This window comes from Neisseria flavescens, assembly GCF_005221285.1.
Taxonomy (GTDB): domain Bacteria; phylum Pseudomonadota; class Gammaproteobacteria; order Burkholderiales; family Neisseriaceae; genus Neisseria; species Neisseria flavescens.
Genome location: NZ_CP039886.1, coordinates 1,184,442 through 1,210,096 on the forward strand (window position 1 = coordinate 1,184,442; position 25,655 = coordinate 1,210,096).

At 48.5% G+C, this 25,655-nt stretch carries 21 protein-coding genes, 1 tRNA gene and 2 pseudogenes; 9 read left to right on the top strand and 15 right to left on the bottom strand.

The genetic code is table 11. The annotated features are described in order from the left end of the window. Positions 1-106 precede the first annotated feature (106 nt). Positions 107-700, bottom strand: a complete 594-nt coding sequence (gene ribA / locus FAH67_RS06090) for a GTP cyclohydrolase II (protein ID WP_003680583.1) — start codon at positions 698-700, stop codon at positions 107-109. Next, positions 693-1,358, bottom strand: a complete 666-nt coding sequence (locus FAH67_RS06095) for a hypothetical protein (RefSeq protein ID WP_039863927.1) — start codon at positions 1,356-1,358, stop codon at positions 693-695. Before FAH67_RS06095 ends, ribA begins: the two co-directional genes overlap by 8 nt. Before the next feature lie 162 nt (positions 1,359-1,520). Between FAH67_RS06095 and FAH67_RS06100 the strand changes: the two genes are divergently transcribed. The 5 genes from FAH67_RS06100 to FAH67_RS06115 all read left to right on the top strand — a co-directional run bounded on the left by FAH67_RS06100 (position 1,521) and on the right by FAH67_RS06115 (position 4,178). After that, positions 1,521-1,605: transfer RNA gene (locus FAH67_RS06100), tRNA-Leu, on the top strand. 80 nt (positions 1,606-1,685) lie between these two features. Beyond that, on the top strand, positions 1,686-1,835 hold the full coding sequence (locus FAH67_RS06105) for a hypothetical protein (RefSeq protein WP_003680585.1): 150 nt from the start codon (positions 1,686-1,688) through the stop codon (positions 1,833-1,835). 413 nt (positions 1,836-2,248) lie between these two features. Continuing rightward, positions 2,249-2,416, top strand: a complete 168-nt coding sequence (locus tag FAH67_RS11520; RefSeq protein WP_003680586.1) for a hypothetical protein — start codon at positions 2,249-2,251, stop codon at positions 2,414-2,416. A 356-nt stretch (positions 2,417-2,772) separates the two neighbouring features. Beyond that, a complete protein-coding gene (locus tag FAH67_RS06110; RefSeq protein WP_003680587.1) occupies positions 2,773-2,955 on the top strand; it encodes a hypothetical protein in 183 nt (60 codons plus the stop codon). 290 nt (positions 2,956-3,245) lie between these two features. Beyond that, positions 3,246-4,178 carry a KilA-N domain-containing protein gene (locus FAH67_RS06115; RefSeq protein WP_003680589.1) on the top strand — a complete coding sequence of 311 codons (933 nt, stop codon included), beginning with the start codon at positions 3,246-3,248 and terminating at the stop codon, positions 4,176-4,178. Positions 4,179-4,289: 111 nt separating this feature from the next. Here FAH67_RS06115 and FAH67_RS06120 read toward each other — a convergent pair whose 3' ends face one another. From FAH67_RS06120 to FAH67_RS06140, 5 genes are all read right to left on the bottom strand, one after another. Beyond that, positions 4,290-4,658 carry a type II toxin-antitoxin system death-on-curing family toxin gene (locus FAH67_RS06120; protein ID WP_003680591.1) on the bottom strand — a complete coding sequence of 123 codons (369 nt, stop codon included), beginning with the start codon at positions 4,656-4,658 and terminating at the stop codon, positions 4,290-4,292. Continuing rightward, the gene (locus FAH67_RS12260; RefSeq protein WP_003680594.1) at positions 4,655-4,786 is read right to left on the bottom strand and encodes a hypothetical protein; all 132 of its coding nucleotides are present in this window, start codon (positions 4,784-4,786) and stop codon (positions 4,655-4,657) included. The genes FAH67_RS06120 and FAH67_RS12260 overlap by 4 nt, the downstream gene beginning before the upstream one ends. Before the next feature lie 298 nt (positions 4,787-5,084). Next, positions 5,085-8,321: a tape measure protein gene (locus tag FAH67_RS06130; protein ID WP_050772629.1), complete on the bottom strand. Its 3,237-nt coding sequence runs from the start codon at positions 8,319-8,321 to the stop codon at positions 5,085-5,087. Between the two features lie 56 nt (positions 8,322-8,377). Then, entirely contained in the window at positions 8,378-8,683 is a 306-nt protein-coding gene (locus tag FAH67_RS06135) for a hypothetical protein (RefSeq protein WP_003680597.1), read from the bottom strand. Between the two features lie 262 nt (positions 8,684-8,945). Next, the gene (locus FAH67_RS06140) at positions 8,946-9,185 is read right to left on the bottom strand and encodes a hypothetical protein (protein ID WP_112890821.1); all 240 of its coding nucleotides are present in this window, start codon (positions 9,183-9,185) and stop codon (positions 8,946-8,948) included. A gap of 20 nt (positions 9,186-9,205) precedes the next feature. On the opposite strand from FAH67_RS06140, the gene FAH67_RS11790 reads away from it, so the two are divergent. Continuing rightward, a complete protein-coding gene (locus FAH67_RS11790; RefSeq protein WP_115287618.1) occupies positions 9,206-9,469 on the top strand; it encodes a transposase in 264 nt (87 codons plus the stop codon). 17 nt (positions 9,470-9,486) lie between these two features. After that, entirely contained in the window at positions 9,487-9,969 is a 483-nt protein-coding gene (locus FAH67_RS11795; RefSeq protein WP_115287617.1) for a transposase, read from the top strand. A 113-nt stretch (positions 9,970-10,082) separates the two neighbouring features. Here the strand turns inward: FAH67_RS11795 and FAH67_RS12080 are convergent. The 3 genes and pseudogenes from FAH67_RS12080 to FAH67_RS06165 all read right to left on the bottom strand — a co-directional run. Continuing rightward, positions 10,083-10,733: pseudogene (locus FAH67_RS12080) on the bottom strand (YadA family autotransporter adhesin); the annotation flags it as partial. Between the two features lie 753 nt (positions 10,734-11,486). Further along, a pseudogene (locus FAH67_RS06155) lies at positions 11,487-16,835 on the bottom strand (ESPR-type extended signal peptide-containing protein); the annotation flags it as partial. Between the two features lie 355 nt (positions 16,836-17,190). Beyond that, positions 17,191-17,466: a hypothetical protein gene (locus FAH67_RS06165; RefSeq protein WP_003681274.1), complete on the bottom strand. Its 276-nt coding sequence runs from the start codon at positions 17,464-17,466 to the stop codon at positions 17,191-17,193. A 241-nt stretch (positions 17,467-17,707) separates the two neighbouring features. Between FAH67_RS06165 and FAH67_RS06170 the strand changes: the two genes are divergently transcribed. Next, positions 17,708-18,631 carry an RluA family pseudouridine synthase gene (locus tag FAH67_RS06170; RefSeq protein ID WP_003681277.1) on the top strand — a complete coding sequence of 308 codons (924 nt, stop codon included), beginning with the start codon at positions 17,708-17,710 and terminating at the stop codon, positions 18,629-18,631. 68 nt (positions 18,632-18,699) lie between these two features. Here FAH67_RS06170 and adhP read toward each other — a convergent pair whose 3' ends face one another. After that, positions 18,700-19,743, bottom strand: coding sequence for an alcohol dehydrogenase AdhP (gene adhP, locus FAH67_RS06175; protein ID WP_003681279.1), 1,044 nt, complete (start codon positions 19,741-19,743; stop codon positions 18,700-18,702). A gap of 340 nt (positions 19,744-20,083) precedes the next feature. Between adhP and FAH67_RS06180 the strand changes: the two genes are divergently transcribed. Then, a complete protein-coding gene (locus FAH67_RS06180) occupies positions 20,084-21,565 on the top strand; it encodes an aldehyde dehydrogenase family protein (RefSeq protein WP_003681281.1) in 1,482 nt (493 codons plus the stop codon). Positions 21,566-21,660: 95 nt separating this feature from the next. On the opposite strand, the gene FAH67_RS06185 is transcribed toward FAH67_RS06180, so the two are convergent. From FAH67_RS06185 to yjgA, 4 genes are all read right to left on the bottom strand, one after another. Then, on the bottom strand, positions 21,661-22,596 hold the full coding sequence (locus tag FAH67_RS06185) for a DMT family transporter (protein WP_003681284.1): 936 nt from the start codon (positions 22,594-22,596) through the stop codon (positions 21,661-21,663). An 18-nt stretch (positions 22,597-22,614) separates the two neighbouring features. Beyond that, positions 22,615-24,315 (bottom strand): single-stranded-DNA-specific exonuclease RecJ, encoded by a 1,701-nt coding sequence (gene recJ, locus FAH67_RS06190; protein ID WP_003681286.1) that lies wholly within the window; start codon positions 24,313-24,315, stop codon positions 22,615-22,617. Positions 24,316-24,383: 68 nt separating this feature from the next. Beyond that, entirely contained in the window at positions 24,384-25,100 is a 717-nt protein-coding gene (locus FAH67_RS06195) for a hypothetical protein (protein ID WP_025457201.1), read from the bottom strand. A gap of 46 nt (positions 25,101-25,146) precedes the next feature. Then, entirely contained in the window at positions 25,147-25,653 is a 507-nt protein-coding gene (yjgA, locus tag FAH67_RS06200) for a ribosome biogenesis factor YjgA (protein ID WP_003681290.1), read from the bottom strand. Positions 25,654-25,655 lie beyond the last annotated feature (2 nt).

Here is a 25,655-nt window from a genome sequence, read left to right on the forward strand (position 1 = left end):
AAAAAATCAGGCCATGCGCAAGGTTTTTATTTAAATAAAAATATATCCCATTGAAAGAATATAGAATATTTTATTTAACCGCAAAAATTACTGTTATGCCTATCTATCAATCGAAAATCAAATGCCCCAATTTATCCGCTTTAGTATGCAGATAACGTTCATTTTCCACATTTTCGCCGACATGTAATGCAATCCGTTCGACCACATTAATACCGGAATTTTTCAACGTTTGGATTTTTTCAGGGTTATTGGTCAACAACCTGACTTCACGAATATGCAGATAATCATAAATCTGCTTGGCCAAAGTGAAATCGCGTGCATCAACAGGAAGTCCGAGCGCTACATTGGCCTCAACCGTATCCAAGCCCTGATCTTGCAGACGATAAGCACGGATTTTGTTTATCAAACCAATGCCCCTGCCTTCTTGGCGCAAATATACGATAACGCCACGCCCTTCTTTTTGAACGGCCTGCATCGCCGCTTGCAACTGAGGGCCGCAATCACATTTCACCGAAAATAAAGCATCACCGGTCAAGCACTCGGAATGAATACGCGACAACACAGGCAGGCCGTCTGAAACATCGCCCATCGTCAATGCGACATGCTCCTGACCACCCTCTTCTTCAAAGCCGTGCATGGTAAACTCGCCCCATTCCGTAGGCAAACGGCATGACGCAACAAACTTCAAGGCGTTACTCATTTTCCGCTTCCTCGTTTTCAGCCACGCCCAACAGATTTTTCAAAGAATCCGACAGGGCCAAGGCAAGGGCAATCCAAGCCACCAATACTTCATCAGGTGCGCCGTCTTTGACATCAAACTCAGCATGTACTACACCCAAAACCGCACCGCTGGGCATACAGACAGGAACTGAAATCTGGCTCAAACCGGGATGATTGCGTTCGGCTGACAATTCACCAATTTCCTGCCAATACGCCACATTCTGACAAACATTCATCCAACCGCTTTGCGCCGTACGCACAGCCAAAAAAGCCTGCCCGGCCTGCTCGTCGATTGGAATCACATTTTCCAACGGCACGCCCCAACGGCTCAGACGGACCAGCGACAACACGCCATCTTTCGGAAATGCTGTATAAACCGCTGCGCTTTTCAAATGCTCGGTGCGCTCAGCAACCGAATCCAAAGCCATAAAAATCTGTTTCAACAACAATTCATGTTCGGCATCAACATAATCCGCCAACTGCCAACCGTCTTCAGACGGCCACAAAATCGAACGCTCAACCGAAGCATTGCCCATTTTAATCACAGTCTGGGCAGTCAAATAAGCAACATGTATCTCATCCGCAGGCAACTTCAAACCTTGCGTCTGCAAAAAATCTTTAATCAATAAAGCAGGCATCTGCCCTTCCTCACCAATAGTAAAGTTGAGGCCGCCTGAAAACAAACCCTGCTTTCAGACGGCTGGAATAAACCATTATATTAAGGGATAAACCGAAAAATTCAAGCAAACAAGACTTTGCGCCCCCATTAATCTTGTGTATAATCCACGATTCAAATTAGTGCGGACGTGGCGAAATTGGTAGACGCACCAGATTTAGGTTCTGGCGCCGAGAGGTGTGAGAGTTCGAGTCTCTCCGTCCGCACCATTAACAATAAATAAATCAACAATTTAAAACACACTGGGACAATTCAGGGACACAAAATACAGGCTATCTGCTTTGAGTAGATGGCTTTTTTTATTGAGCATGAGCATATCAAGGCACAGCTTGCCCATGCCAAAGACAATCAGACAGACGCGGCATATTTCCACGCCAAATACATCACGCAACGCCGACAAATGCTTCAAGATTGGGCTGATTTTATAGATTCGCTTTAAGTTTATTCTGTTAGAAATCAGAGCATTTGTTGGAATATTTGAAGAATAAATGAGAAGAGGCCGTCTGAATCTAGACGGCATTTTTATTGGAAGGCTTTTCTTCAACCGCTTTACACAAAGGCGGTTTTTTTGTATAAAACGCTTGATAATTATGTCTATACATAATATAATGCATTCATTCGATAAAGCAAAGCCCCGAAGCTGCAACTTCGGGGGCTTATCGGATAGAAAGGAGGCTTGTGGAAATGATAAAACTGGCGAAAGTCGTTTTTTTCATCATTCTGCTTTTAAGCTGTAGCCCGGCTTACTAAGCAAGTTGATTAAACACAAGGGGTAGCAGGACACCGCGCCCCTTTCGCCAACCTTTCTGCGAGTCATTTTACTACAACGGTTTTAAAAATCAAGGATTCCCTATGGTTGACGAAAAACTGGTCGAATACCGCAAACGGGCGGCAGCCAAGCGGACGATAAAAAATGTCTCTTTTAACAACGAAGCCGAGAAAGATTTACTTGAGTTTGCAAATAAAGTTGATTTTTCCCAATGGGTTAAAGAGAAAATCCGCGAAGAGATGCAAAAATAGCCCGACCGCCGCCAAGCCGCAAACTTGGCGGCTTCTTTATGCCGTCTGAAAGGTTTAGACGGCATTTTTCTTTGATTTTGTTGGGGGAAAGGGTTGACTTTTTATCGTGTTACGATATAATTCATCTCATGGATTAGGAAATAAGAAACCCGCCGTTGGAGGCGGCGGGAATCGAAAAAGAAAGGAGGTGATGAAAAATGATTAAGTTCTTAATCCTGTTGATTTTGTTACTAATCGCTCGCAACGCTTGGTAATAAAACCTAACTAGCAAAAGGGGCGGCAGAACACCGCTGCCCCTTCCTCCAAACTTTCGAACAATATACCGCCAGCCGTTTAAAAAATCAAGGAGTTTGCCTATGGATGACGAAAAAGCCAAAAAGGCAGCCGAGTATCGGAAAAAATACGAGCAAAAAAGGCTTGTCAAGCACGTTTCATTCAATCTGGAAAAAGAGAAAGAGCTTGTAGAGTTTGTTCAAAACGAAGCAGAAGACTTCTCAAATTGGGTTAAAGAGAAAATCCGCGAAGAGATGCAAAAATAGCCCATCCGCTGCCAAGCCGCAAACTTGGCGGCTTTTTTTGGAAAACCCCTTGCATATGCAGGGGGTTTTGTTTTATAATCTTTCTCATGGTGCTTGAAAACACCTGACAAACAGCGTATATCCAACACGAAAGAGTGGATTTTTTTACGTCTATACGTATCAAATTGATTTACTCCTATGTGGGGGTGCGCCTACCCGTAAGGCTGGCGGCACGTCTGTTTGCGTGTTTTCAACACCCCCGCGCCCGCGCTTGAAATCGCGGTTTTAAAGCTCTCAAACAGGAGTAAATTATGTCTATCCAAACTATCTCTTTCAACCAATTTTCTGTTTCTTTCCAAGAAAACGGCTATTTGAACGCCACTGCGATTGCCGAACAATATGACAAACGTGTCGGCAACTATCTTCGCAACGAACGCACACAGGAATATATTGCCGCTTTAAACGAAAGACTGTTTAATCCCGAAACGCGAAATCGCGTAACGGCAGAAAATCAATTAGTTATTATTAGAAAAGGCGGGAACGACAAAAAATCACAAGGCACGTGGCTGCATCCGAAACTTGCCGTAGATTTCGCCCGTTGGCTTAATCCGAAATTTGCAGTTTGGTGCGATGAGCAAATTGAAGCTTTATTAAATAAAGTTTCAGACGGCATAAAAACAGTTACCCCAAAGCCCCCCCGCGCCCTACCTAACGGTTTGACCGGCGAACAAATCGAAGCCGTCAAAAAACTGCACAACGCCCTGACCAAATCCGCACCCAAAGAAGCGCAGGCACGTATCGCCATTACCCTTTGGTCTGCCGTTAAAAGCAAGTTCGGATGCAGCTACAAAGAAGTGCCTGCCGAACAGTTCCCCGAAGTGTTAAGCGTGATGAGCCGCGTAGCAGTTGAAAACGGCGTGCTGTACGGCGAAGTCCTCGACCGCGAACCACTGCCCGCACCGCAACCCGCCCTGCTCGACGGCCTCGACATCGAACGCTTCGCTGTAACCGTCTACTACGGCACGTGGGCACTCGAAATGCTCAAAGAAGTCGCCCTACCCCTCAGACAACTCGGCCACCCCAAAGCCGCCACTATGTACACCCTGTGGAATGAAAGCCGCAGCTTCCTGCGCTACAACATCCAAGCCCTGCAGCGCGTCCTACCGGCATTGGAACCCGACCACGCCGCCCACGTCCGCGGCACGCTCGACAGACTGAAAAGGCTCAACGCCCGCTTCATCTGACTACGTCCGCAACCTGTCGGCGGTTTGACGCGGGGGTAACAATAATGCCGTCTGAAGATTCAGAGCTCGAAGCCTGCCCTTCAGACGGCCTTTTACTGTTTCGGTTGGCGCCTATTCGTTGTCCATTGCCTGCAACATTTCGGCAAGCTGCCTAAAGTCGATTTTGCCCGCCGCCAAATCGACCATCAAATCATCCAGCCCCTGATCGGGAACAATGCCGATACCCTGCAAATCGAGGTAGGTCAGCATAGTCAGTAGGGCGGTGCGCTTGTTGCCGTCGGGAAAGGCATGGGCTTTGGCGATGGCTTGGGCATAGAGGGCGGCAATTTCGTAGATGTTTTGCAGGTCTTCATATTGCTGCCAGTTGGCGATACGCGACAGTGCGCCTTCCGGCCGCGCCATATCCGCATATCCTTTCAGTCCTGCTTCATCCGCCAGTACGGTTTGGTGAATGAGTGCGACCAGTCCGCTGTCTATCATTTGTCGGCCAGTGCCTTAATGGCTTTTTGGTGGGTTTTGGCAATGCGGCGGGCGGCGGCCAGCAGGACGCGTTTGCCTGCCTCGCCTTTGAGTTCCATTTTTACGGGACGGGTGTTTTTGTTTTGCATACCTGCTCCTTGTTTCGGATTGGAATATTCTATCTTTTTTTTGTATTGGGGGGAATGCCGTCTGAACCTTCAGGCGGCATTTTCATTCCCACCCGATTATTGATGCGCTTAATAATTTTGTATCAAGCTGTTGCGCCGTGTAATAGATGTTGTCCATTTCGGCAGATGATGGCTTGTTTTCAATACCGGCACGGCGTACAGATTCGCTGCGTGTCAACTCTTTTAAACTAAAATGTTCAGTGATTTGCCTTTTTAGTGGAGAAGTAAAAAGGCCGTCTGATTTCAGACGGCCTGACCGTTAAGTAAATTTGAAATCACGTTTCATCTGTTTCAAAAGCTTCGCCAAATCCTTTTTGTGGATAAAGTCGCCGCCTGTCGAATTGATGATAATGGTGCTGTCGTCTCCTCCTGACTGGCCTGCCATTTCGCGGATGGTTTGAGCGTGTTCAGCAGGCAAAACCATCTCGTTTTCATGCAACTGGGTGAGAGGGTTGATGCCTGCCGGAATATCCCAACCGCCTGCCGCCGACGGAATCCGTGTTGTGGTCGTTGAGGTTGAAGAACCGCCGCCGCCCATTCCGCTCATCAATCCATAGACTGCCGCCATCGCTGCTGCCGCCGCGCCAACGGCAAGAACAGGACCGACGTATGGAATACCCGCCATCGCCTTAAATGCCTCGGCCGCCGCTTGAATGGCGTTCATGCCGACGTTTGTCGTCGTTTCAGTCTGTTTAATACCGGTTACGGTAGCCGATGTAGCAGATTGCGTGGCAATTTGGCGTGCGCCGTTAGCCAGCCACATCGCGCCTTCCTTGGCGAAACGCCCCATCAGCGCGGCCAGCGGCTTACTGACCATCTCTTGAACGAAGGTTTGACGCATGAAGGAGAACACGCCGTTCATCGCCTGCCTGAAGCTCTTCGCCCTTGTCAGCATGGCAGTGAACGCCTGCCCCATCTGCTGCTGCGCTTCCTGCCAAACGTTCTTGCCGCCGTCCTGAAGCATTTCCATGATGTTGGGCGCATCTTTGCGGCGTTGGTTTTCGCGTTTGCCTTCGTTCTTCGCCTGTGTGCGTTCATGGCCTTGCCCAAGTTCCGCCATTTGTGCTTTAAGCTTATCAATGGCCGTCTGACTGTATGTCGGGTCTTGTTCGGCAAGGGCGATCCGTTCTTGCAATGCGTCATAGGCAATCTGATAACGGCGGTTTTCAAACTCGATTTCCAAGTCCAGGCGTTCGAGTTGTGAAATTCGTCCGTCTGCAAGGGCTTGGTCTGCCGCGTCCTTTTCCATCTCCAGCTTGTGTTTGTCCAATTTCTCCCATTCGGCCACCTGATTCATTTTCGCTTCAGTTGACTGCTTCGATAACTGGTCTTCAAGAGTCAGGATTTTTTCACGCAGCTTCAAGCCTGTTTTACTGCCTGCGTCAACCGTTGCCAGTTTCTCGCGCCAGTAGGCGGCCTCACGCGCCAAATCCCATTCTTGATGCGTGAGCGTTTCGCGCTGCATTTCACGGTGTGCAAGTTTTTGGGCTTTGATTTCCTCTTCCCAGTCTTGCATTGGGTCTTGAGCCGCTCCTGAGCCACCTGCATGACCCTTACCACCGCCTTTACGTCCGCCGCCTTTACGACCTGTGCCGCCACCGCCGCCGGTAGGCGCGTGAGTTTTGGTAGAACCGCCGCCACCTCCTGCGCCTTTCATTGCCTTGTCTTCGTGGATATTGGCCGCGCGTTCCTTGATGTTATTCACCATCGCCCCGACGCGGTCTTGCGTCATGCTGTCGCCAATACGCTTGCCCATCCCGCCGTCGTCCATCCGTCCAATCTTGACATTGTTCAGCTTTTCAATGCCCGAAATGCCGACCATTGACGCGGCTTTGTTGGCAAAGTCAATCATGCTGTTAATCATGCCGATGGCCTTGTTTACCATCCACTCAATCGCAGAAATAAACACGTTGACGATAGCCTTGCCAAGATTGGCAAAGAATTGTGGCATATTGTTGGCGGCTTCTTTAATCAACATCCAGCCGGTTGCAAAGGTGTTGATATAGACGTTGATATACGCCCCGATGGTGCTTGAGATGACCCCCATCACGCGCTCGAACAACGACGACCAGCCGCCGACCTCCTCATCAACCCATGCCGTCAAATCGCCAAACCATGATTTGACGGTATCGACAGCATCGCCGATGGTCTCCGTGATGACTTGCCAGACGGCCTGAACCACGTCAGAAAGATTTGACCAGCCGCCGCCGAAAACATCGATTTCATCACCGAATCTCGCAATCAGCCCGATCACCGTACCGATTGAGACGGCAATAATTCCGAATGGGTTTGCCAGCATGGCAACATTTAAGCCGATGACCTGCGCCGTCGCAGCGGCAACAGCAACCGCAAAGCCTGCCACAATCGGCACAACCAAGGTCAAGTTATCCGCAATAAGCTTGATGATTGACGCGATGCCTGACATCGTGCCGCTGTCGTTCATCAGCTTTGAAACCATGCTTTGCCAGTTGTTCGAGAACACCGTCAACGCCTTACCCATCGTCATGGGAATCTTCGCCGCCTGCTTCCCTAATTTTTCCGATGCGCCCGATATGGCTTTAAAAATCACATCCGCCGTCAATTGCCCTTCACTGCCCAGCTTTTTAATCTCAGTGCGGGATTTGCCCATATATTCCGCAATCGTATCAAGCAGAATCGGTGCGGCATCCGCAATGGATTTAAACTCGTCGCCCTGCAACACACCGCTACCCAACGCCTGCGATAACTGCATTAACGCGGCGGCCTGTTGTTGCGCACCAACGTTGCCGATGGTCATCGCGTTGTTGGTTGCCTCGGTAAACTGCAAAATTTCCTGCTGCGTGTAGCCGTAGTCTTTTAAGGCGCGGCTCGTGGAAACGTACAGGCTGGCAGTTGATTCCAAAGAAGCACCGGTATTGTTTGCCACATCCAAAAGCTGACGCTGCACGGACAAATACTCCGTTTCAGACGACGTGACCATTCGGACTTGGCTGTTTATCAACTGCATTGCATCGGCAGTATCGAGTATCGATTTTGCGAAGCCTACGCTTGCCAATCCTGCCAAAAGCGTCCCGATTTTGCCCAGCCCACCAGCAGCAGCCGAAGCCTTGCCGTCTGTCTGTTCAAGCTCGCTGTTCAGTTGCTCAACCTTGCGCCCGTAGGTTTCTACGTCAATCGCGCCAAGATTCAGCAGTTGGTTGACTTCTGCCAGTTTCGCCTTAAACTGCTCCATCGGCGTACGCGTTTCTTCGTACACTTTCCGCGCTGAAGAAGAGATTTTATTGAACATCCCCTCTTGCGCATCGCCAAGGTTTTTAAAAGTCGACGGATTGACGTGAAATGCCTGTTCCATCGACTTTTGCATATCGTCAAAATGGGTTTTCAATCTCGCTTTGACGTTATTGATGGCGTTTTCAATGGTCTTTGAAGCCGATTCGGCAGAATTTGCCGCCTGGTTGAACCCTGCCGCCGTGCCGTTTTCGACGGTTATTTTGATTTTTGCTTCTAAATCGCTCATACGGCCACCCATAAAAAAAGCCCGTGAATCATCACGGGCGTTGTTTCAAATTTAAATCAGGCTTCAACCAGTTCAGCACCGGAAAATACGCTTTGCCCATTTTCCTGTTCAACAGCTTTACCGTACAGCCAAGCGCGTGATACTTCGCCATCTTCCGGCAAGGCGTTTACGGTAACGGAATGGGAACAAAGCGGATTGCGGCCTGCTTCGTACGTCTTTTTAGACACATAACCGTTCAAGGTTGCCGTCGCGCTGCCGTATTTGTAATCAATACTGACATATTCGATCACATGATAGGCCGCCACTGCGCCGGTGCTTTCGTCTTCGATTTCATGTTTGATTGCAATTGCTTGTTTTGCCATGATTCTTCCTTTCAATAGGCATTAAAAAACCCGCTTTCGCGGATATGAAAAAGCCGTCTTTTCAGACGGCATCAACTTCAAGGCCTCCGGCCTTGTGGGACTCAGGCATGGAAGCGTTTCAAACATTCGGCTTGACACAACAAAGCCAGTTCTCAGGGAGCGAGGTTGTTGTTTCAGGCAATGCCTCTCTTGCAGCGCAGTACAACTCCAATTTATCGCTATGCCTATAAGCCCACGCCCCCCAAAATGGATCTTTCCAGCTTTAGGACGTGTTTTCATTGACGATTTTTGACAACTGCTCCAGCATTCCCATTTTGGCTTTAAGCTCATTGATTTCGGCATCCCACCTGTCTGCCTCCATTTGGGTTTCCCACATTGCCGCTTCATGCTCCAGCCTGGCTTCAGCCTGCAACCGGGTCTGCATTGCACGCCGCTCGGCATTGCGGATTTCCCCGTCATAGTAATTCGTTTCCGAAACAGGGTTTTTAGAACCCGTATTCACAAAAATGATAAAATATCTTTATGACTGGAAAATCCTACCCAACAGACTTAACAGATGCCCAATGGCAAGCGATTGAGCCACATTTTAACCGGCTACGCCACTACAAATGGGATAAACGTAAATTAGTGAATGCCGTTTTGTACATTACCAAAACAGGTTGCCAATGGCGTATGCTGCCCAATGATTTTCCACCTTATCCAACCGTATGGAGTTTCTATTGCAGAGCCAACCAATCAGGCTTATGGGATAGGATTCTTTTGGCATTGGTTCAAAAAAACGTTTAATCCATCAAAAACAAGCAATGCCGACTTATGCCATTATTGATTCACAAAGTGTCAAAACAGCTTCCGGCGCACATGATAAAGGTTTTGACGGAGGTAAAAAAATCAAAGGCCGTAAGCGACATATAGCTGTTGATACGTTGGGTAACCTATTGTCTGTTGTGGTTCATGCAGCCAATATTCATGACACAAAAGCAGGTATTTTTGTAGCAAAAAAAGCGTTTGAGACCTATCCGGGTTTAAAAGGTTTCTGTGCAGACGCAGGTTATCGGAATACATTTGAGCGCGAAGTATCGGAGCAATTGGGTTTAACTGTTGAGATTTCAAAGAAAATTCAAGATATTTCTTGGCATATTCTGCCCAAACGTTGGATTGTAGAACGAACGCTTGCATGGTTAGGTTGGTCTCAACGTTTGGCAAAAGATTTTGAGCAGATGAATTTATCTGCTGAAAATTTTGTCAAACTAGGGTATATTTCACAAATATTAAAATTTATCAAATAGTTGTTTGTGAATACAGGTTCTTATTTCCCGGCTAATCGCAAAAGGGCGGCATCATTGCCGCCCTTCCTTTCAGATTTTCCGCCTATCCCAAACAGCCGATAGGGAAAAACCCCTTACCATTGGTAACCGACAGATGTGGAGGCACCGAAATGACCGCGCGAATTGCCGGAAGCCGTGCCCTTGACAACCCAATTCCCAGTGTCAGAAATGCTCGAATAGCCGATGGCGTAACCGGCTTCGCCGCGATAAGTACCGCCGCCGATCGCCATCATACTCTTGCCGGGCAGATACGCCTGAGCCAAACCTGCGGTTGCAATCGCTTGGGCGATACCCGCGCGCGCGTTGCCGTCCACATTGTCGATGCGGTTGTTCAAGTTTTGCAGCGAACCTTTAAGCTGTGCAACGTTGGCAACGTCACCGTCTTTAACGCCCGGGGCGACATTGGTGATGCGGACGGGTTTGTTGGCATCCTTGCTGCCGACCTTCAACGCACCCTCATTATCCACGCTCAAAGTGGGCGCATCCGCCCCGGATCCGAGCGAAACGCTGGAAAACTGCGGGGTCATTGAAGTAGCGATGCCGATATTTTTACCGTTGCGGGTAATCTCGATGTTGTTGCCGGCATCAATGTTGACGGTTTCATCCATCTTTACCTTGCTCGGCGAAACATTGCCGCTGATGACTTTTCCGGAAGAACCGGCGACCACCTTAGCGTCCAAATACCAACCGCTGTTTTGCAGCTGATCGACGTTTACGGCATCGCCCGGCGCAGTACCACGCCCCAAATTGGAAATGACCGTGCCGCCCATACCCTTATCCAAACCCTTCTCTTTCAGATATTGCGCCTTCGCCTCGTCCTGCGCTGCTTTTACAGCGGCATCGGAGGCGGCATCAATGACATCTTTCGGCTGATTTTTCAGCAGGTTTTCGATTTTGAGCTTCGCTGCTTCGGTGGCGGCGGCCTGTTTGCCGGCAAGTTCGCCCATTTGTACCGTTGTCAGACCTTTTTCGACCTGATTGGCAGATTTATACTTGCCGCCCTTTTCAGGATCTATTGCCGCCACATTACCCGTTACAACCTTTTCCACCTCTTCGTCGGAAAGCGCAGTCGCCGGATTTTTCAACGTGCCGTCCTCATTAACCTGATCGGCGGGATACCATTTATCGCCGACTTTTTTCACTGCGTTACCTTCCGCATCGCGGGAAACGTTTTCAATCTGACCGATGGGCAGTTCGACATCGAATTTCACATAAGTATTGGTGATTTTCCTGCCATCTTTATTGATTTCATCCACAGTCGCCGCCTTGACCTTGGTGTTTTTACCGTTGGCGAAGCGGAGGTTATCGTCCGGATTGACTTTTTCAAGATTACTGTCGGACAAGGCTTTGTCCTTGTCTGCGAATGCGGCTTTTGCCTTTTCCCCGTCTGCCAAACCCACGTTCCATCCCGAATCGTTGATTGCATTGGCGACCGTGTTGCCGGTGACAAAACCCGAGCCGCTATTGTCCGCCGCTTTAATATCATTAGCGGAAATTTCCGTATTCATCTTCGGTTTCCCGTTTTCATCGCGCTCATAGTATTTGCCGTCAACAATGACCGCATCAACTTTCGAGCCGTCGGTTTTGGTTATCTCGACTTTGTTGGTAACCTTGCCTCCTTTGGCAGACACGGTAATCACGCGCGTGCCGTCGGCGGCGGTGCTTCCGCGCACCTCGATACCGTTGCCGCCTTGGAAGTCCACTTTGTTCGCGTTCTTCACAACATCGGTATAACCGTTGCCGTCTTTGGTCGATACCACCCAGCCCATATTTTGCAAATCGCCTACGGTTGCGGCGGCGTTTTTCTTGACCGGCGCCTTGTCCGTACCTGCCAAGTCGATCAATTTTTCCGTTTTCGACTCTGCCGGCGTACCGTCCGCCTTTTTATCGCCATCCGGTTTGGTGATGACTTTGCTTGTATTCAACACCGATGCCACGCCGACAAGTTGGGTCGGTTTGCCGTCTGAAGAAGAGATATTCAACGCGGTCGTCAGTTTATCTGCCTCATCGTTGTTAGAGGCATTTTTTGCTTTCTCTGTTGTGAAGTTAACCGGTTTTTTGCCGCCTTCATCTTTCCCGATTTTCACAGTTGCAAACTCAACATCGTCTTTAATTGCATAAGTTACTTTACCGCCCTCGTCCTGTTTCACGGTCAGATTTTTACCCGCAACCATTTCAACGGTTTTACCCGGGTTGATGAGTTCCCCCTTGTTCTTCAGTGCATCAGCAGTCAGATTGTCGTCGGCGGCAGTGGCGGAAGTTTTCAGCGTAAAGCCCGACTTGTTAATGGCTTCTACCACATCACCGGTTTTTGCCACTTTATCCTTTGCTCCAGGGTCGGTGCTTGCCTGCCCGTTTGTGCCGACAACAACCTTGCCTCCCTCCGTCGTCGTAATGCTGCCTACGTCGTTTTTGGCAGTAATGGTAACGACTGTGCGTTTGCCACCGTCTTTTGCTTCAACGGTAACATCCGTCGTCGCCGTATTGCCGCTAACGAACTCCACGGTGTCGTAAGTACGGACGAAATCGACGTCTTCGGTATTGCCGCCCGCAGTAGTAGCACCCCTGATATTCCAACCCGCACTCAACACATCTTTCACGCTTGCTGCAAGGTTATGATTTGCAACAGCCACACCATTTTCAGCCTTTGTCGTTGTCCCCGTGATAGTGTCGGTTAAAGTTGAACCAATCCCTCGTAATTGAATATCAGCAGCACCTTTCGCCAACTTCAATCCGCCATTTTCATTCGTAATATCAACTGCATTCGCACCCGAACCAATCGACAACTTATCACTAAAGGTCGCGGTTTTTGCTTCAAGGTTTTTCGCCAAGTCAAAGGTAATTTCTTTACCACTACGTTTAACTTTCAGATTTTTACCCGCTTTAAAGGTCAAAGTATCGCCGGCTTTAAGAGCATCATCTGAACCGTCATCTGTAGGATTATCTTCATCAAGTGCGGTAGTTAAATTCTCTGTTTTCACAAAAGTCGCCGCACTGTTAATTGCGGTTGCAACATCAATCACCGTGGCGACTTTTTTCTTGTCAGTTTCAGTCGCTTTTGTAAGGTCTGTCACACCATTTACAGTAACCTTACCGCGATTAGCTTTAGTTTCAGTAGTTGCATTTTCAGCAGGAACTGAAGTATCCACTGTATTAAACTCGCCTTTAGTTACTGCAGTGCCACTGTCACTAACAGTTAAAACATTATTAGTGTTTTTATCCACTTTTAGCTTAATAGTATCGCTATCTTTTTCAAGACCGCTATTCGCTTTGGTTTCAGCCACACTAACGGTAATCGTATGTTTACCGTCTTTAGAGCTGGAACTAACCGTTGCAGCACCGGCTCCGGTAAAGAGAACTTCATCCGCCTGTTTGACTTGATAGCTTTTCTCGTTATTTCCGTTTTTGGTTGATACTACCCAACCCAATTTACGCAAATCGCCTACGGTCGCCGCCGTACCGTCAGCCACCAACAACTGTTTATTCGCACCTGTTTTTTCATTCAGATTTAATAAACCGTTATAAGCACTATTAGCATCAAACTGTCTGTTTAAATCGGCTGCAGAATTAGCTGTAGCATCGAAATTAGCATTTGTACCACCATAAGCATTCAAACCGCTTGCAACATTAGTAATCGCTTTATTACCCGCTTTAATGCCATCTTTGGTTACGCTGATGGTGTTTACATCATTCGTACCTGTTGCACCCGCACCAGCCGCTGGCGTGATGGTTAAGCCGTCATTGGTAATCTTAGTAGTTGCACCGTTTGTTGCACCATCTGACGCTTTATTCAACGTAATATCTTTCAAGCCAGTTAAGCTATCTTTCAGTGAATAAGTAAAGTTCGCACCATCTTGTTTCACTTTCAAGTTATCGCCTGCTTTAAAGGTTACCTTGTCGCCCGCTTTGACTTCTTTTTCCTCTGCAGCTCCATCAAGCGTACCGTTATCGCCCGCAGCAGCCGTTGCAGTCCAGCTTAGTTTATTTAACGCTTCAACTAAACCACCTGCATTAACAAGTTTATTTTTGTTATCTTCTGTAAGATCAGCCACTTTACCTTTCGGTTTATTAGTGTCAGCACCATTATTCACAGTAAGCGTGACTGTATCTGCAACGATTTTTTTGTTGTCATCACTAAGCTTCAAGCCATCGCCAACATTTGCGTTGTACTTAACAGTGATACTGCCATCAGTATTATTTTTAGTCACTTCAGCAGTTGTACCGCTACCATTATCAAAGGTTACATTTGTGCCTGATGCGACAGTTGCGAAGTCGCCACCTTGACCATTAGCACCTGTTGTTTTAACTCTCCAACCAGCCTTGTTCACTGCATCAATCACAGTGTTTGCAGTCACTAAGCCTTTGCCTTCATCTGCATTATCAGCCTCATTGGCATTTGTACCACCTGCCTCTTTATTACCTTTACCAGTAACTAGCTTACCGTCTTTTTCAGCAATAACAGAAGTCTTCGCACCGATTTTAACGTCAGCACCTTTGCCATTGTCTTTTCGGGTTACAGTTACCGTCGTTGTACCTTTGTTATCATCAGTAAAGTTTACTGTGTCATACGTTGCTACATAATCAACATTATTACCATTACCTTGAATATTCCAACCACTGTTTAATACATCGCCAACAGTTGCTGCACGATTACGATGCGTATTTTCAACCTCTTTATCTAGATGCGTTGTATTCCCACCTACACGATGGTCATCTAAAGTCGAAGCGATATTATTTAAATGAACTTTAGTATCAGTTGTACCTCCCGCTACAGACGTTCCTTTTTCTTTTGCAAAAGTTAAACCATCAGCTGTACTGGTAACATCAACTTTATTCGCATCTTTACCAATAGACAACTTATCGCTAACGGTTGCAGTTTTAACATTAAGGTCGTTCGCAAGGGCAAAAGTAATATTTTTACCATCACGTTTAACTTTTAAGTTTTTACCCGCTTTTAAGGTTAAGGTGTTGCCTGCTTTGAGGGCGTCATCTTGACCATTATCTACTGCATCAGTATCACTAATTTCATCGTTCGTGTCTTCCGCTTTCACGAAAGTTGCCGCGTCGTTAATTGCCTTAGCTACATCGCCAACAGTTGCCGCTTTCTTCTTATCGTCCTCGCTTGGTTGCCCGCCATTCGCAGTAGTATCAGAAGCCTTAACAACTACTTTACCGCGGTTGTTGTTAGCACCTTGACCTGCAGCAGTTACAGCGGTATCTACATCAGCAAAACCACCTTTAGTAACTTCAACGGTACCGTCGGTATTAACTTTTAATAAGTTATCATCGCCTGTTTTTGTATTTAGCTTGATTGTGCCATCAGCATCCTTTTTAAGACCACTATCAACCTTTGTTTCTGCTACATCTACGGTTACTACGTGCTTATTGCCTTCAGTTTTCGCAGACACGGTTGCAGAGCCTGTTCCAACAAACTCAACTTCATTGGCGTTCTTAACCGCTGCGTGGAATGCTTTATCCTTATCAACACCACCATTATTCTCTTTCGTGGTTTTATCAGATGAAAGCACCCAGCCCAAGCCCGCTAAATCGCCTACAGTGGCAGCTTTGTTTTTCAAACCATTATCTGTTGTTGTAGCACCACCTACTGTAGGTGTTGTAACACTACTTAAATCAACTAACTGGTTCTTAGCATCATTACCATTAGTGTATTTAGATAAACCACTCTTAACATTGGTAATTTCTTTATTACCCGCTTTAATGCCATCTTTGGTTACGCTGATTTTGTCTTCATCTTTAACGGTCGTACCCGCACCCACTGCTGGCGTGATGGTTAAGCCGTCTTTGTTGATTACAGTAGTTCCGCCATTTGCAGTATTACCTAAAGTAATGCTCGTTAAGCCTGTTAAAGCATCTTTCAGTGAATAAGTAAAGTCTTTTCCAGACTGTTTCACTTTTAAGTTGTTACCAGCATTAAAGGTTACTTTATCGCCTGCTTTTACAGTCTCTTCGGTTGCTGTATTTTCAAGCTCGCCACCGTCTTCTTGACCGGCGGTGATTTTCCAAGAGCCGCCTTTGCTTGTGCTTGGGGCGGCTTTGATGGTAACGGTGTGTTTTGTTCCCGCGCTTGTCGTGGTTACTTCAACGCCTTCGCCTTTGAACTCGACTTCGTCGCCGCTTTTGACGGTCGAGGTCGTGTTAGTGCCGGCTGTGGCAGTACCGTTGGTGGTTTTAAGCTGCCAGCCTAAGCCGTTTAATGTGGTTGCCAAATTGCCGGAGTTGACGAGTTTTTTGTCGTCGTTAGTAGGGGTGCTTACTTTGCCGTTGGTAACGGTAAGGTTAACGGTATCGGCAACGAGTTTGTCGGTGGCATCGTCAATCTTCAAGCCGTCGCCTGCTTTTACTTTGAATTTGGCGGAACGCCCTTCTTGGTCGATTTCAATCCCGCCGTTTTCGCGGAGGTAGAGGTAGCTGCTTTTCTTCTCAGGGGCAGCATTCGATCCTTGAGACTTCTCTACCGAAATGGTACGTTGCCCTTTCTCATCATCAGTACCATTTTTTAACTTTTCATCTTTTAGCCCCCCATTTTTATCAACAACAGCCAATCCAAACTTATAAGTCTCTTCAGAAGAGCTATCTTCTGTTTGAAAGTCATCATTAAAAGTCGGATTGTTAGGGTCAAACTCTGTAGGTACCTCACCAGGCTCCGATCCAGTCGTACTCGCCTGAACCGTTGCGGACAACAGGGTTGCCAATACAGCGGTTGCCACGGTTGCGGAGGCGCGTTTGGTGTGGTTGCGTGTGAGCTCGGATACGACGACCCAGGCGTTGAGGGCGCTATTCCAAATGATGCGGTATATTTTGTTCATTTTGTTTTCTCTTTCGGTTTGTTTGAATGGTTAAATCGGGGTTTGGGCGGATGGTGCGGTATCCGCCCGGTTTTTTGGGGGTTCGGTTTTTCCGATGGATTCCTGTTGCGTTGTGTTTCTGGATTCCCGCTTTTGCGGGAATGACGCGGTTGGGCGCGTATGACGTGGGCTTTAAGGGGCTTCGCTTGGAATATATCATTTTTTGCGGGGGGGGGGGATTTTACATTATTGGATGGGTTTGAGGGAGAGGTTATTGTGGGGGACTGTTAGAACCTGTATTCACAAACAAAATGTGAGTGAGCCGACAAAACAAAATGGCTGTCCAAACAAATGGAGTAGCCCTTTGATTTTGAAATCAAGGTCGTGAAGGATGCGGATTTAAGCGGACAGGCGGCAAATTAGGTTTACCGTATTGGGAAACGGCTTGCCTGCCTGAAGCCGCTTTTCCTGATTGCATGACGCCGCTATCGTTGCGTATTGGATGTGCGGCATACTCGTCTTGATTTAATTGTGAAACTTCTTCATTGATTCCATGCTCTGCCACAAGTTCATACTCATTATTATATGCCTTACTCTTGCCAAGCCGAACTTCCCCTCCCGCCATAGCGGATACGGAAAACGCGGACAACATGATGATTATGCTGATTTTTATATGTATAATATTCTCCTTTTCTCAAAATATTGCTTCTTTATCATTTATTTAATTTATGCCACAAAAGCAAGTTCCAAAGAAACCAGTTTCTTTGGTCGTTTGAAGAATCTATTTAAGCACAAAACCTGCATCAACATATCCGTTATTAGAAGTTTATTTTCCATATAAACATAAACAAGGCCGTCTGAAAAAATCCTAAAAACCGAGTACAATCCGCCGCATGAAAAAACGTACCAATCCCCTCCCCCTTTTAGACGGTGTCAAACCCAGCTACTTGGTTTTGCCGCATGAAAAGCAGTTTTACGGCTTACCGCTGCTGCATTTTTTATGCGCTCATTTTCCCTTTGTCGGCGAAGAAAACTGGCGGCGGCGGCTGAACAGCGGTTTTGTGGTGGGCGCGGATGGCATGCCGTTTGATGAGAATACCTTGTTCGAACCCGGCAAGACGATGTTTTATTACCGTGAAACCAGCCGTGAGAGCGAGCCGCGTATTCCGTTTAAAGAAAAGATTTTGCATATTGATGAGCATTTGATTGTGGTGGACAAACCGCATTTTCTACCCGTCATCCCCAGCGGCAGGTTTTTGCGGGAAACCCTGCTCACGCGCCTGCGTTTGCGGCCTGAATTGCAGCATTTGAATGTTGAAGACATTACGCCGATTCATCGCTTGGACAAGGATACGGCAGGCGTTATGCTGCTTTCGCTCAACCCTGCTACGCGTCGCGATTATCAGACCATGTTCCAAGAAAAAACCGTCCAAAAAACCTATGAAGCGGTGGCGCCGACGCGGACGGATTTGAACTATCCGCTGGATATTTCGTCACGAATGGAACGCGGCGAAAAATTCTTTCTCACGCGTGAAACAGAAGGCGAACCCAACGCCCACACAACCATCGAACTTATCGAAAACCGCGGTGCATTCAGCCTCTACCGCCTCACGCCGCATACCGGAAAGAAACACCAGCTCCGCGTGCATATGATGAGTTTGAATATGCCGCTGATGAACGATGCGCTTTACCCTACTCCATTGGCTGCCGGTGATGAAGACTATGATAAACCTTTAAAACTTCTGGCCAAAAGAATAGAGTTTACTGATCCTGTCAGCGGAGAAATCCGCGTATTTGAAAGCGGTTTTGCGCTTTAAGTTATCTAATCCAATAAAAAGGCCGTCTGAAATTGTTCAGACGGCCTTTTTGTCACCAAATTATTTGATTAGTGATGAATGCAGCTGCACTCTTTATTCATATCAATCACCATGCGGCCGGTAATTTTACCTTCGCGCATTTCTTGGAAGATGGCAGGCGCTTCATCCAAAGCACGCAATTCGACTTTAGGTACAACCAAGCCTTCTGCGCCGAATTGGAATGCTTCTTCCAAATCTTTGCGGGTACCGACCAGAGAGCCGACCACTTCGATGCCGTCCAATACCAAGCGTGGGATAGACAAGTCCATAGACTCAGGTGGCAAGCCAACTGCAACGACACGGCCGCCGGCGCGGACGCAGTTAACGCCTGAATTGAAGGCAGCAGCGGATACGGCTGTTACCACGGCTGCGTGTGCGCCGCCGGTTTTCTCTTGGATGACTTGAGCCGCATCTTCTTTGGCGGCATTGATTACCAAATCAGCGCCGGTTTCTTTGGCAAAGGCCAGTTTGTCATCGTTGACGTCAATGGCAACAACGTGCGCGCCAAATACTTTTTTCGCGTATTGAACCGCCAAGTTGCCCAAACCGCCTGCGCCGTAAATCGCAATCCATTGGCCCGGACGAACGCCGGAAACTTTAATCGCTTTATAAGTGGTCACACCGGCACAAGTAATGCTCGAAGCTTGCGCAGGATCCAAGCCTTCAGGGACTTTGACCGCATAATCGGCACTCACAATACAGTGTGTCGCCATGCCGCCGTCGGCAGTATAGCCTGCGTTCAATACGGAGCGGCACAAGGTTTCGCGGCCGGTATTACAGTATTCGCAAGAACCGCAGCTTTGGAACAGCCATGCGATGCTGACGCGGTCGCCGACTTTCAGATTTTTCACACCGTCGGCAACTTCTTTAACCAAACCGATGCCTTCGTGTCCCAACACGCGACCCGGTTTGTCGCCGTAATCGCCTGCCGCAACGTGCAAGTCGGTGTGGCACACGCCGCAATACTCGACTTCCACCAACGCCTCGCCGTATTCCAGCGGACGCAGTTCACGTTCAACAACTTCTACATCACCTGCTACATCTTTATTTACTACCACAGCATGCATTTTCATGAGAGAGTCTCCTAGGGTGTTGAAAAACTGTTTAGCTATGAATGAGAATACTCCCCATATCCGAAGCCGTCAACCCATAATCTTTTTTAAAACAATAAGTTATGATGTTATACCATAACAAAATCTATTTAGCCCGTATAAATTTTTAAATACATTAACAAATGCAATTTCATTTCAATCAAATCCTTTATTTTTCAGACGGCCTGCTACATGAAACAACATTGCAAATGTAAATTTTGAGAATATTCTCATTTTTAGTACTTGAACTTAAAAAGAAAAAAGCATAAGCTGTTTTTCATGGTGTGAAACACCTATTCCCATTCATTAAGGAGACAGCATTATGGCAAAAGATTTAAATGTGTTTGATAAAGAATACGGCCTTTTGATCAACGGCGAATGGACAAAAGGCAGCGAAGGCAAACTTTTATCCTCTTACAACCCTGCCAATGGCGATGAATTGGCCAAGTTCACAGACGCAACCGACGCCGATGTCGATGCTGCCGTAGCCGCTGCGCAAGAAGCGTTCAAAACATGGCGCAAAACCACGACTGCCGAACGTGCGGCCATTTTAAACAAAATCGCCAACGTGATTGACGAAAACGCCGAATTGTTCGCCCTGCAGGAAACCTTGGACAACGGCAAACCGATCCGCGAAACCCGCGCAGCCGACGTGCCTTTGGCTTCCGACCATTTCCGCTATTTCGCCAGCGTTATCCGCGGCGAAGAAGGCACTGCGACCCAGCTTGATGCCGAAGACCTGTCTATCGTCTTGCGCGAACCGATCGGCGTTGTCGGCCAAATCATTCCTTGGAACTTCCCATTCTTGATGGCTGCATGGAAAATCGCTCCGGCATTGGCCGCAGGTTGTACCATCGTCATCCACCCTTCTTCCAGCACTTCATTGAGCCTGTTGTCCCTCGCTCAAAAAATCAACCACTTGCTGCCTAAAGGCGTGTTGAACGTGATTACCGGACGCGGTTCCAAATCCGGCGAATACATGCTGCACCACAAAGGCTTCAACAAACTGGCCTTTACCGGCTCAACCGAAGTCGGCCGCCGCGTCGGCATCGCTGCCGCCGAATTGCTGATTCCGTCCACTTTGGAATTGGGCGGCAAATCTGCCAACATCTTCTTCGACGATATGCCTTTCGACAAAGCCCTCGAAGGCGCGCAAAAAGGTATTTTGTTCAACCAAGGCCAAGTGTGCTGCGCCGGTTCGCGCATTTTTGTACAAGAAGGCATTTACGACAAATTCGTCAATGCTTTGGCTGAAGAATTCAAAAAAATCAAAGTCGGCCTGCCTTGGGAAGATGACACCCAAATGGGTTCGCAAGTCAATGCCGGACAACTCGAGACCATTTTGAAATACGTCAAAATCGGCGAACAAGAAGGCTGTCGCATCATTACCGGCGGTAAAAAAATCGAAGGCGAATTGGGCAAAGGCGAATTTGTCGAACCTACTTTGATTGAAGCCAGCAGCAACGAAGCCCGTGTTGCCCAAGAAGAAATCTTCGGCCCGGTTGCCACCGTGATTAAATTCAAAACCGAAGAAGAAGTCATCAAAATGGCCAACGACAGCGAATACGGCTTGGGCGGCGCAGTGTGGAGTACCGACATCAACCGCTGCCTGCGCGTTTCCAATGCACTGGAAACCGGCCGCGTTTGGGTAAACTGCTACAACCGCCTGCCTGCCGGCGCGCCGTTTGGCGGCTACAAAACTTCAGGTATCGGCCGCGAAACCCACAAAATGATGCTCGCCGCCTACACCCAAGTGAAGAACATCTACATCAGCACCCGTGAAGAACGCGAAGGCTTCTATTGATTCGGTGATTCACATTAATCTGATTTAGAAAATATAAAGGCCGTCTGAAACCTGTTGCAGACGGCCTTGCTTTATTCTGTTTCGCAATAAATGCTTTATATCTTCCTCAAAAAAAGCCCCATCACTTTCTCTCCGGCCACTGCCAGCAAGGCTCCGGTCACAACTACCATAGCGCCTACATAGCTGACGATATTCATATCCGAAGCGGCAAAATAATCGGGGGCGAGATGATGGCCGATGGTGGAAAATATCATGGTAAACACAGGAATCAGCGTGGTGACGATACTGACTTTTGAAGCGTCCCAATGGTTGAGCGCTTCGCCGAATGAACCATAGCCGATCAGCGTGTTCAGGCAGCAATAGATAAAGCAGCCCCATAAAAACGGATTGCCGATATGGGCGATTTGCGACGGTTCGGCAAACGGCAGGAAAACAAAGCTGCTACAAAAATAAATCATGAGCAGGATTTGTTGCGAATTGAAATGTTTGGACAAAAGTTTTTGCGCCACACCGTAGCACACCCAAATCATGCTGCCCGAAGCCGCCATCATCACGCCAACCGCGTAGCTGCCCAAGCTGAAAAGTTCGCCGAATTTATCGTTGAAAAACATGACCAAACCCGTCAGCAAAAGCATCAAGCCAATTTTTTGCCAGTGCGTAAAGGCTTCTTTAAACACGCCTACGCCGACCAAAATCATGGTAAAGGGCGAGAGTTGCCACAACACCTGCGTGGTTGTCGGCGAAATATAATGCAACCCCATAGCAACGAGAACGAAGTTGGCAGAAATGCCGATAATGCCCAACAACAATAAAAATAAGGTTTGCTTGGAAAATTCAGACGGCCTCGGCAGCTTGCCGGTCAGCCCCAACAACGCAAACAACACCAGCGAAGCCACTAAAAAGCGTATCCACACCAGCGTGGGTGCATCAACGGCTTTTAATGCCTGTTGGGCGATGACCGGCAGCGAGCCCCAAGTCATGGTGGCAAGCAGCGCCAATGAAAAGCCGAGCCAAGGTTTTTGTTTCTTCATTTTTCAGACGGCCTTTGTTTACGCGGCTTCCCAGTAGTCGATATAAAGCTGCAATTCGAGATTATTCCGCCATTCGTTGGCAACGGGGCGGTACACCGTGCGGATGTATTCGGGGATGTCTTCGCTGCAACGCCAAAACATGGCTTCAAATTCGCAACCGTCTTTTTGCAGCCAGACTTTTTTGTGTTTGCCTTCCGCGCCCAAAGGCTGCTGGCGGACAACATGAAATTCGTCGGTAAAACTCGGCGGCGCGAAGCCCTGCCCCCAAACGTGTCGGGCAAGGTTCTGCGCCTGTTCCAGCGTAATGTCGCGGGCAGGCAGGCTGCCGTCGGTGATGAATGTTTGCGACAAATCGTCTTCGCACACCATCTCGCGCACGGCTTCTTCAAATGCCGTCTGAAACGCGGGGATATTGTGTTCGAGTATGCTCAAACCTGCCGCCATCGCGTGTCCGCCGAATTTCAAAATCAAATCGGGATGGCGTTTGGACACCAAGTCCAAAGCATCGCGCAGGTGCAGATTGGGAATGGAGCGTCCCGAACCGCGCACTTCGCCGTTGTCGGCAGGCGCAAACACGATGGTCGGACGATAAAAACGGTCTTTGAGGCGGCTGGCGACGATGCCGACCACGCCTTGATGGAAGTCGTCGCGATACGCCACCAAAGTCGTCTGACCTGGAGGCAGGGTTTCAGGAAAAGCATTCAGCGCGTCTTGCAGCATAGACTGCTCGATTTCGCGACGTTCGATGTTGAGGTTGTTTAACTGAGCCGCCAGTTCCTGCGCTTCCACATCATCTCGCGCCAACAGGCAGGCAATACCGACCGACATATCGTCCAGCCGTCCGGCCGCGTTAATGCGCGGGCCCAACGCAAAGCCCATATCAAACGGCTGCGCCTTGCGCCAGTCGCGCCGTGCCACTTCAAACAAGGCGCGGATACCGGGGCGCATTTTGCCCGAACGCATCCGTTTCAAACCTTGCGACACGAGGATACGGTTGTTGTGATCGAGGGAGACGACGTCGGCAACGGTACCGAGTGCGACCAAATCCAAAAGGTCGCCCAGATTCGGCTCTTTCATGCCGTCTGAAAAATAATTGCGGCGGCGCAGTTCGGCACGCAAAGCCATTAGTACATAAAAAATCACGCCCACACCCGCCAAGCTTTTGCTTTGAAAACCACAGCCTTTTTGGTTCGGATTGACGATGATGCAGTCAGGAACGGTCTCGGCAGGCAGATGGTGGTCGGTCACAATCACATCCAAACCCAATTCCTGCGCACGCGCCACGCCTGCGATACTGGCGATACCGTTATCGACCGTAATCAGCAAATCCACACCTTGCTCTGCCGCGATTTCAGCCAGCTCGGGCGTTAAGCCGTAACCGTGTTCAAAGCGGTTGGGCACGAGAAAATCCACTTTAGCCCCCATCGCCGCCAAACCGCTCATACCGACGGAACACGCCGTCGCACCGTCGGCATCGTAGTCGGCGACAATCAGGATTTTTTCCTGACGCTCAACCGCATCCGCCAAACGGCCGGCGGCGGCTTCGCAGTTTGTCAGCGATTGATAAGGCAGGAGGGAAGCGAGTTTGTCGTCCAATTCGGCAGGACTTTGCACACCGCGCGAGGCACAAAGCCGGGCGATTAAAGGATCGGCGCCGGCGGTGAGCAAATGATTAAAAACGTCGGTATTGACGGATCGGGTTTGGATTTTGGCTGACATGACGAAGTTTTTTCAAGATATGATGAGGCTGAAATGCCGTCTGAAAGCTTTTCAGACGGCATTGCCGTTCATTTGTCTGAGGAATTCGAGACTGCAATCAACGCTGCGATAGGCAAGGCCAGCACCGCGCCCACCGCATCCAGTATCAACGTGGTGGGCGTATATGCAATATTTTCAAACAACTTGGATTTGTCGGTATATTTTTCCGTAACCGTGTAATAAATATCGACAGGCACACTTTGCTCAAAATGATAATCGGCGTTCAATTTTTGCGGTGTGGCGTAGTATTTGCCTTTGGCGGATACGCAGCGCGTGTAAATGGTCCGATTGTCGAGTTTGACCGCTTTAAACTCAAGCTGTTTCAGCTTGGCGATGTCGGCAGGTCTGTCAGTATCGTAGCGCAGGCAAAGACCTCCGGTACTGAAATTCTGGCTGCCGGGTGCTTCGAGTTTGACCGGCAGGGCTTGGTGGCGGGCATAGCTCGGGGTATCCTCAACTATTTGGAAGGGCTTGTCCAGCCCGGCCTTCAAAATGCCCGTCAGCTTCGCCGAATCTTCAGGATTGACGACGAACCAGTATTTCCCGCCCATCATCACCAGGCTGCCCTTTTCTAATTGGGCATTGTCTTCGGCAACCACACCGAAGGCGCGGATTTGGTCTTTGTCAACGTGTTTGCGGGCGGTCGTTTCGCTGAACGGGCTGTTCACACCCCACATCATTACCGTACAGCCGTTCAACATCAAGGCTGCCGCCAAAACGGCGGCGGTCGTTTTACGGAACAACATTTTATCCTCCAATCTAAATAACGGCGGATGCCGTCTGAAAATATGCCTAAATTTCCCCGCCCCCATTTTCCATAACGGTTTTCAATTCCTGAAACAGCGCGCGGAAGTTTTTCGGCGGTTTGTTTTGTTCCTGCTCTTTTTTGGTGTTGCGGATCAAGGTGCGCAATTTTCCGGCGTCGGCTTGCGGAAAATCGGCCATAAATTGTGTAATCGCACCATCGTCTGCCAACAGTCGGCTACGCGCCTGCTCGACACGTTGCAAAAAGGCATTGTGCGCCGTATTGTCGCCGCGCAGTTTGGCCAAATAAGCTTCGATGGGCGCAGGGTCGGTATCGCGCATCAGGCGGCCGATAAACTGGGCTTGGCGTTTGAGTGCGCTGTTGGACGTGATTTTTTTATAGGTGGCGATGGCCTCGAACAGCTCTTCGTCCAAGCCGATTTTTTTCAGCGTATCGCTGGAGAGCTTGGTCAATTCCATACCCAAAGCCTGCAAATCGTTCATCTGCTTTTTCATTTGGGTTTTGCTGACCCATTCGTCTTCTTGTTCAAACATTG

Excerpts from the sequence above, each read along its gene's own strand:
- ribA (WP_003680583.1), bottom strand. The coding sequence starts at position 700 with ATGAGTAACGCCTTGAAGTTTGTTGCGTCATGCCGTTTGCCTACGGAA.
- FAH67_RS06095 (WP_039863927.1), bottom strand. The coding sequence starts at position 1,358 with ATGCCTGCTTTATTGATTAAAGATTTTTTGCAGACGCAAGGTTTGAAG.
- FAH67_RS06105 (WP_003680585.1), top strand. The coding sequence starts at position 1,686 with ATGGCTTTTTTTATTGAGCATGAGCATATCAAGGCACAGCTTGCCCAT.
- FAH67_RS11520 (WP_003680586.1), top strand. The coding sequence starts at position 2,249 with ATGGTTGACGAAAAACTGGTCGAATACCGCAAACGGGCGGCAGCCAAG.
- FAH67_RS06110 (WP_003680587.1), top strand. The coding sequence starts at position 2,773 with ATGGATGACGAAAAAGCCAAAAAGGCAGCCGAGTATCGGAAAAAATAC.
- FAH67_RS06115 (WP_003680589.1), top strand. The coding sequence starts at position 3,246 with ATGTCTATCCAAACTATCTCTTTCAACCAATTTTCTGTTTCTTTCCAA.
- FAH67_RS06120 (WP_003680591.1), bottom strand. The coding sequence starts at position 4,658 with ATGATAGACAGCGGACTGGTCGCACTCATTCACCAAACCGTACTGGCG.
- FAH67_RS12260 (WP_003680594.1), bottom strand. The coding sequence starts at position 4,786 with ATGCAAAACAAAAACACCCGTCCCGTAAAAATGGAACTCAAAGGCGAG.
- FAH67_RS06130 (WP_050772629.1), bottom strand. The coding sequence starts at position 8,321 with ATGAGCGATTTAGAAGCAAAAATCAAAATAACCGTCGAAAACGGCACG.
- FAH67_RS06135 (WP_003680597.1), bottom strand. The coding sequence starts at position 8,683 with ATGGCAAAACAAGCAATTGCAATCAAACATGAAATCGAAGACGAAAGC.
- FAH67_RS11790 (WP_115287618.1), top strand. The coding sequence starts at position 9,206 with ATGACTGGAAAATCCTACCCAACAGACTTAACAGATGCCCAATGGCAA.
- FAH67_RS11795 (WP_115287617.1), top strand. The coding sequence starts at position 9,487 with ATGCCGACTTATGCCATTATTGATTCACAAAGTGTCAAAACAGCTTCC.
- FAH67_RS06165 (WP_003681274.1), bottom strand. The coding sequence starts at position 17,466 with ATGTTGTCCGCGTTTTCCGTATCCGCTATGGCGGGAGGGGAAGTTCGG.
- FAH67_RS06170 (WP_003681277.1), top strand. The coding sequence starts at position 17,708 with ATGAAAAAACGTACCAATCCCCTCCCCCTTTTAGACGGTGTCAAACCC.
- adhP (WP_003681279.1), bottom strand. The coding sequence starts at position 19,743 with ATGAAAATGCATGCTGTGGTAGTAAATAAAGATGTAGCAGGTGATGTA.
- FAH67_RS06180 (WP_003681281.1), top strand. The coding sequence starts at position 20,084 with ATGGCAAAAGATTTAAATGTGTTTGATAAAGAATACGGCCTTTTGATC.
- FAH67_RS06185 (WP_003681284.1), bottom strand. The coding sequence starts at position 22,596 with ATGAAGAAACAAAAACCTTGGCTCGGCTTTTCATTGGCGCTGCTTGCC.
- recJ (WP_003681286.1), bottom strand. The coding sequence starts at position 24,315 with ATGTCAGCCAAAATCCAAACCCGATCCGTCAATACCGACGTTTTTAAT.
- FAH67_RS06195 (WP_025457201.1), bottom strand. The coding sequence starts at position 25,100 with ATGTTGTTCCGTAAAACGACCGCCGCCGTTTTGGCGGCAGCCTTGATG.
- yjgA (WP_003681290.1), bottom strand. The coding sequence starts at position 25,653 with ATGTTTGAACAAGAAGACGAATGGGTCAGCAAAACCCAAATGAAAAAG.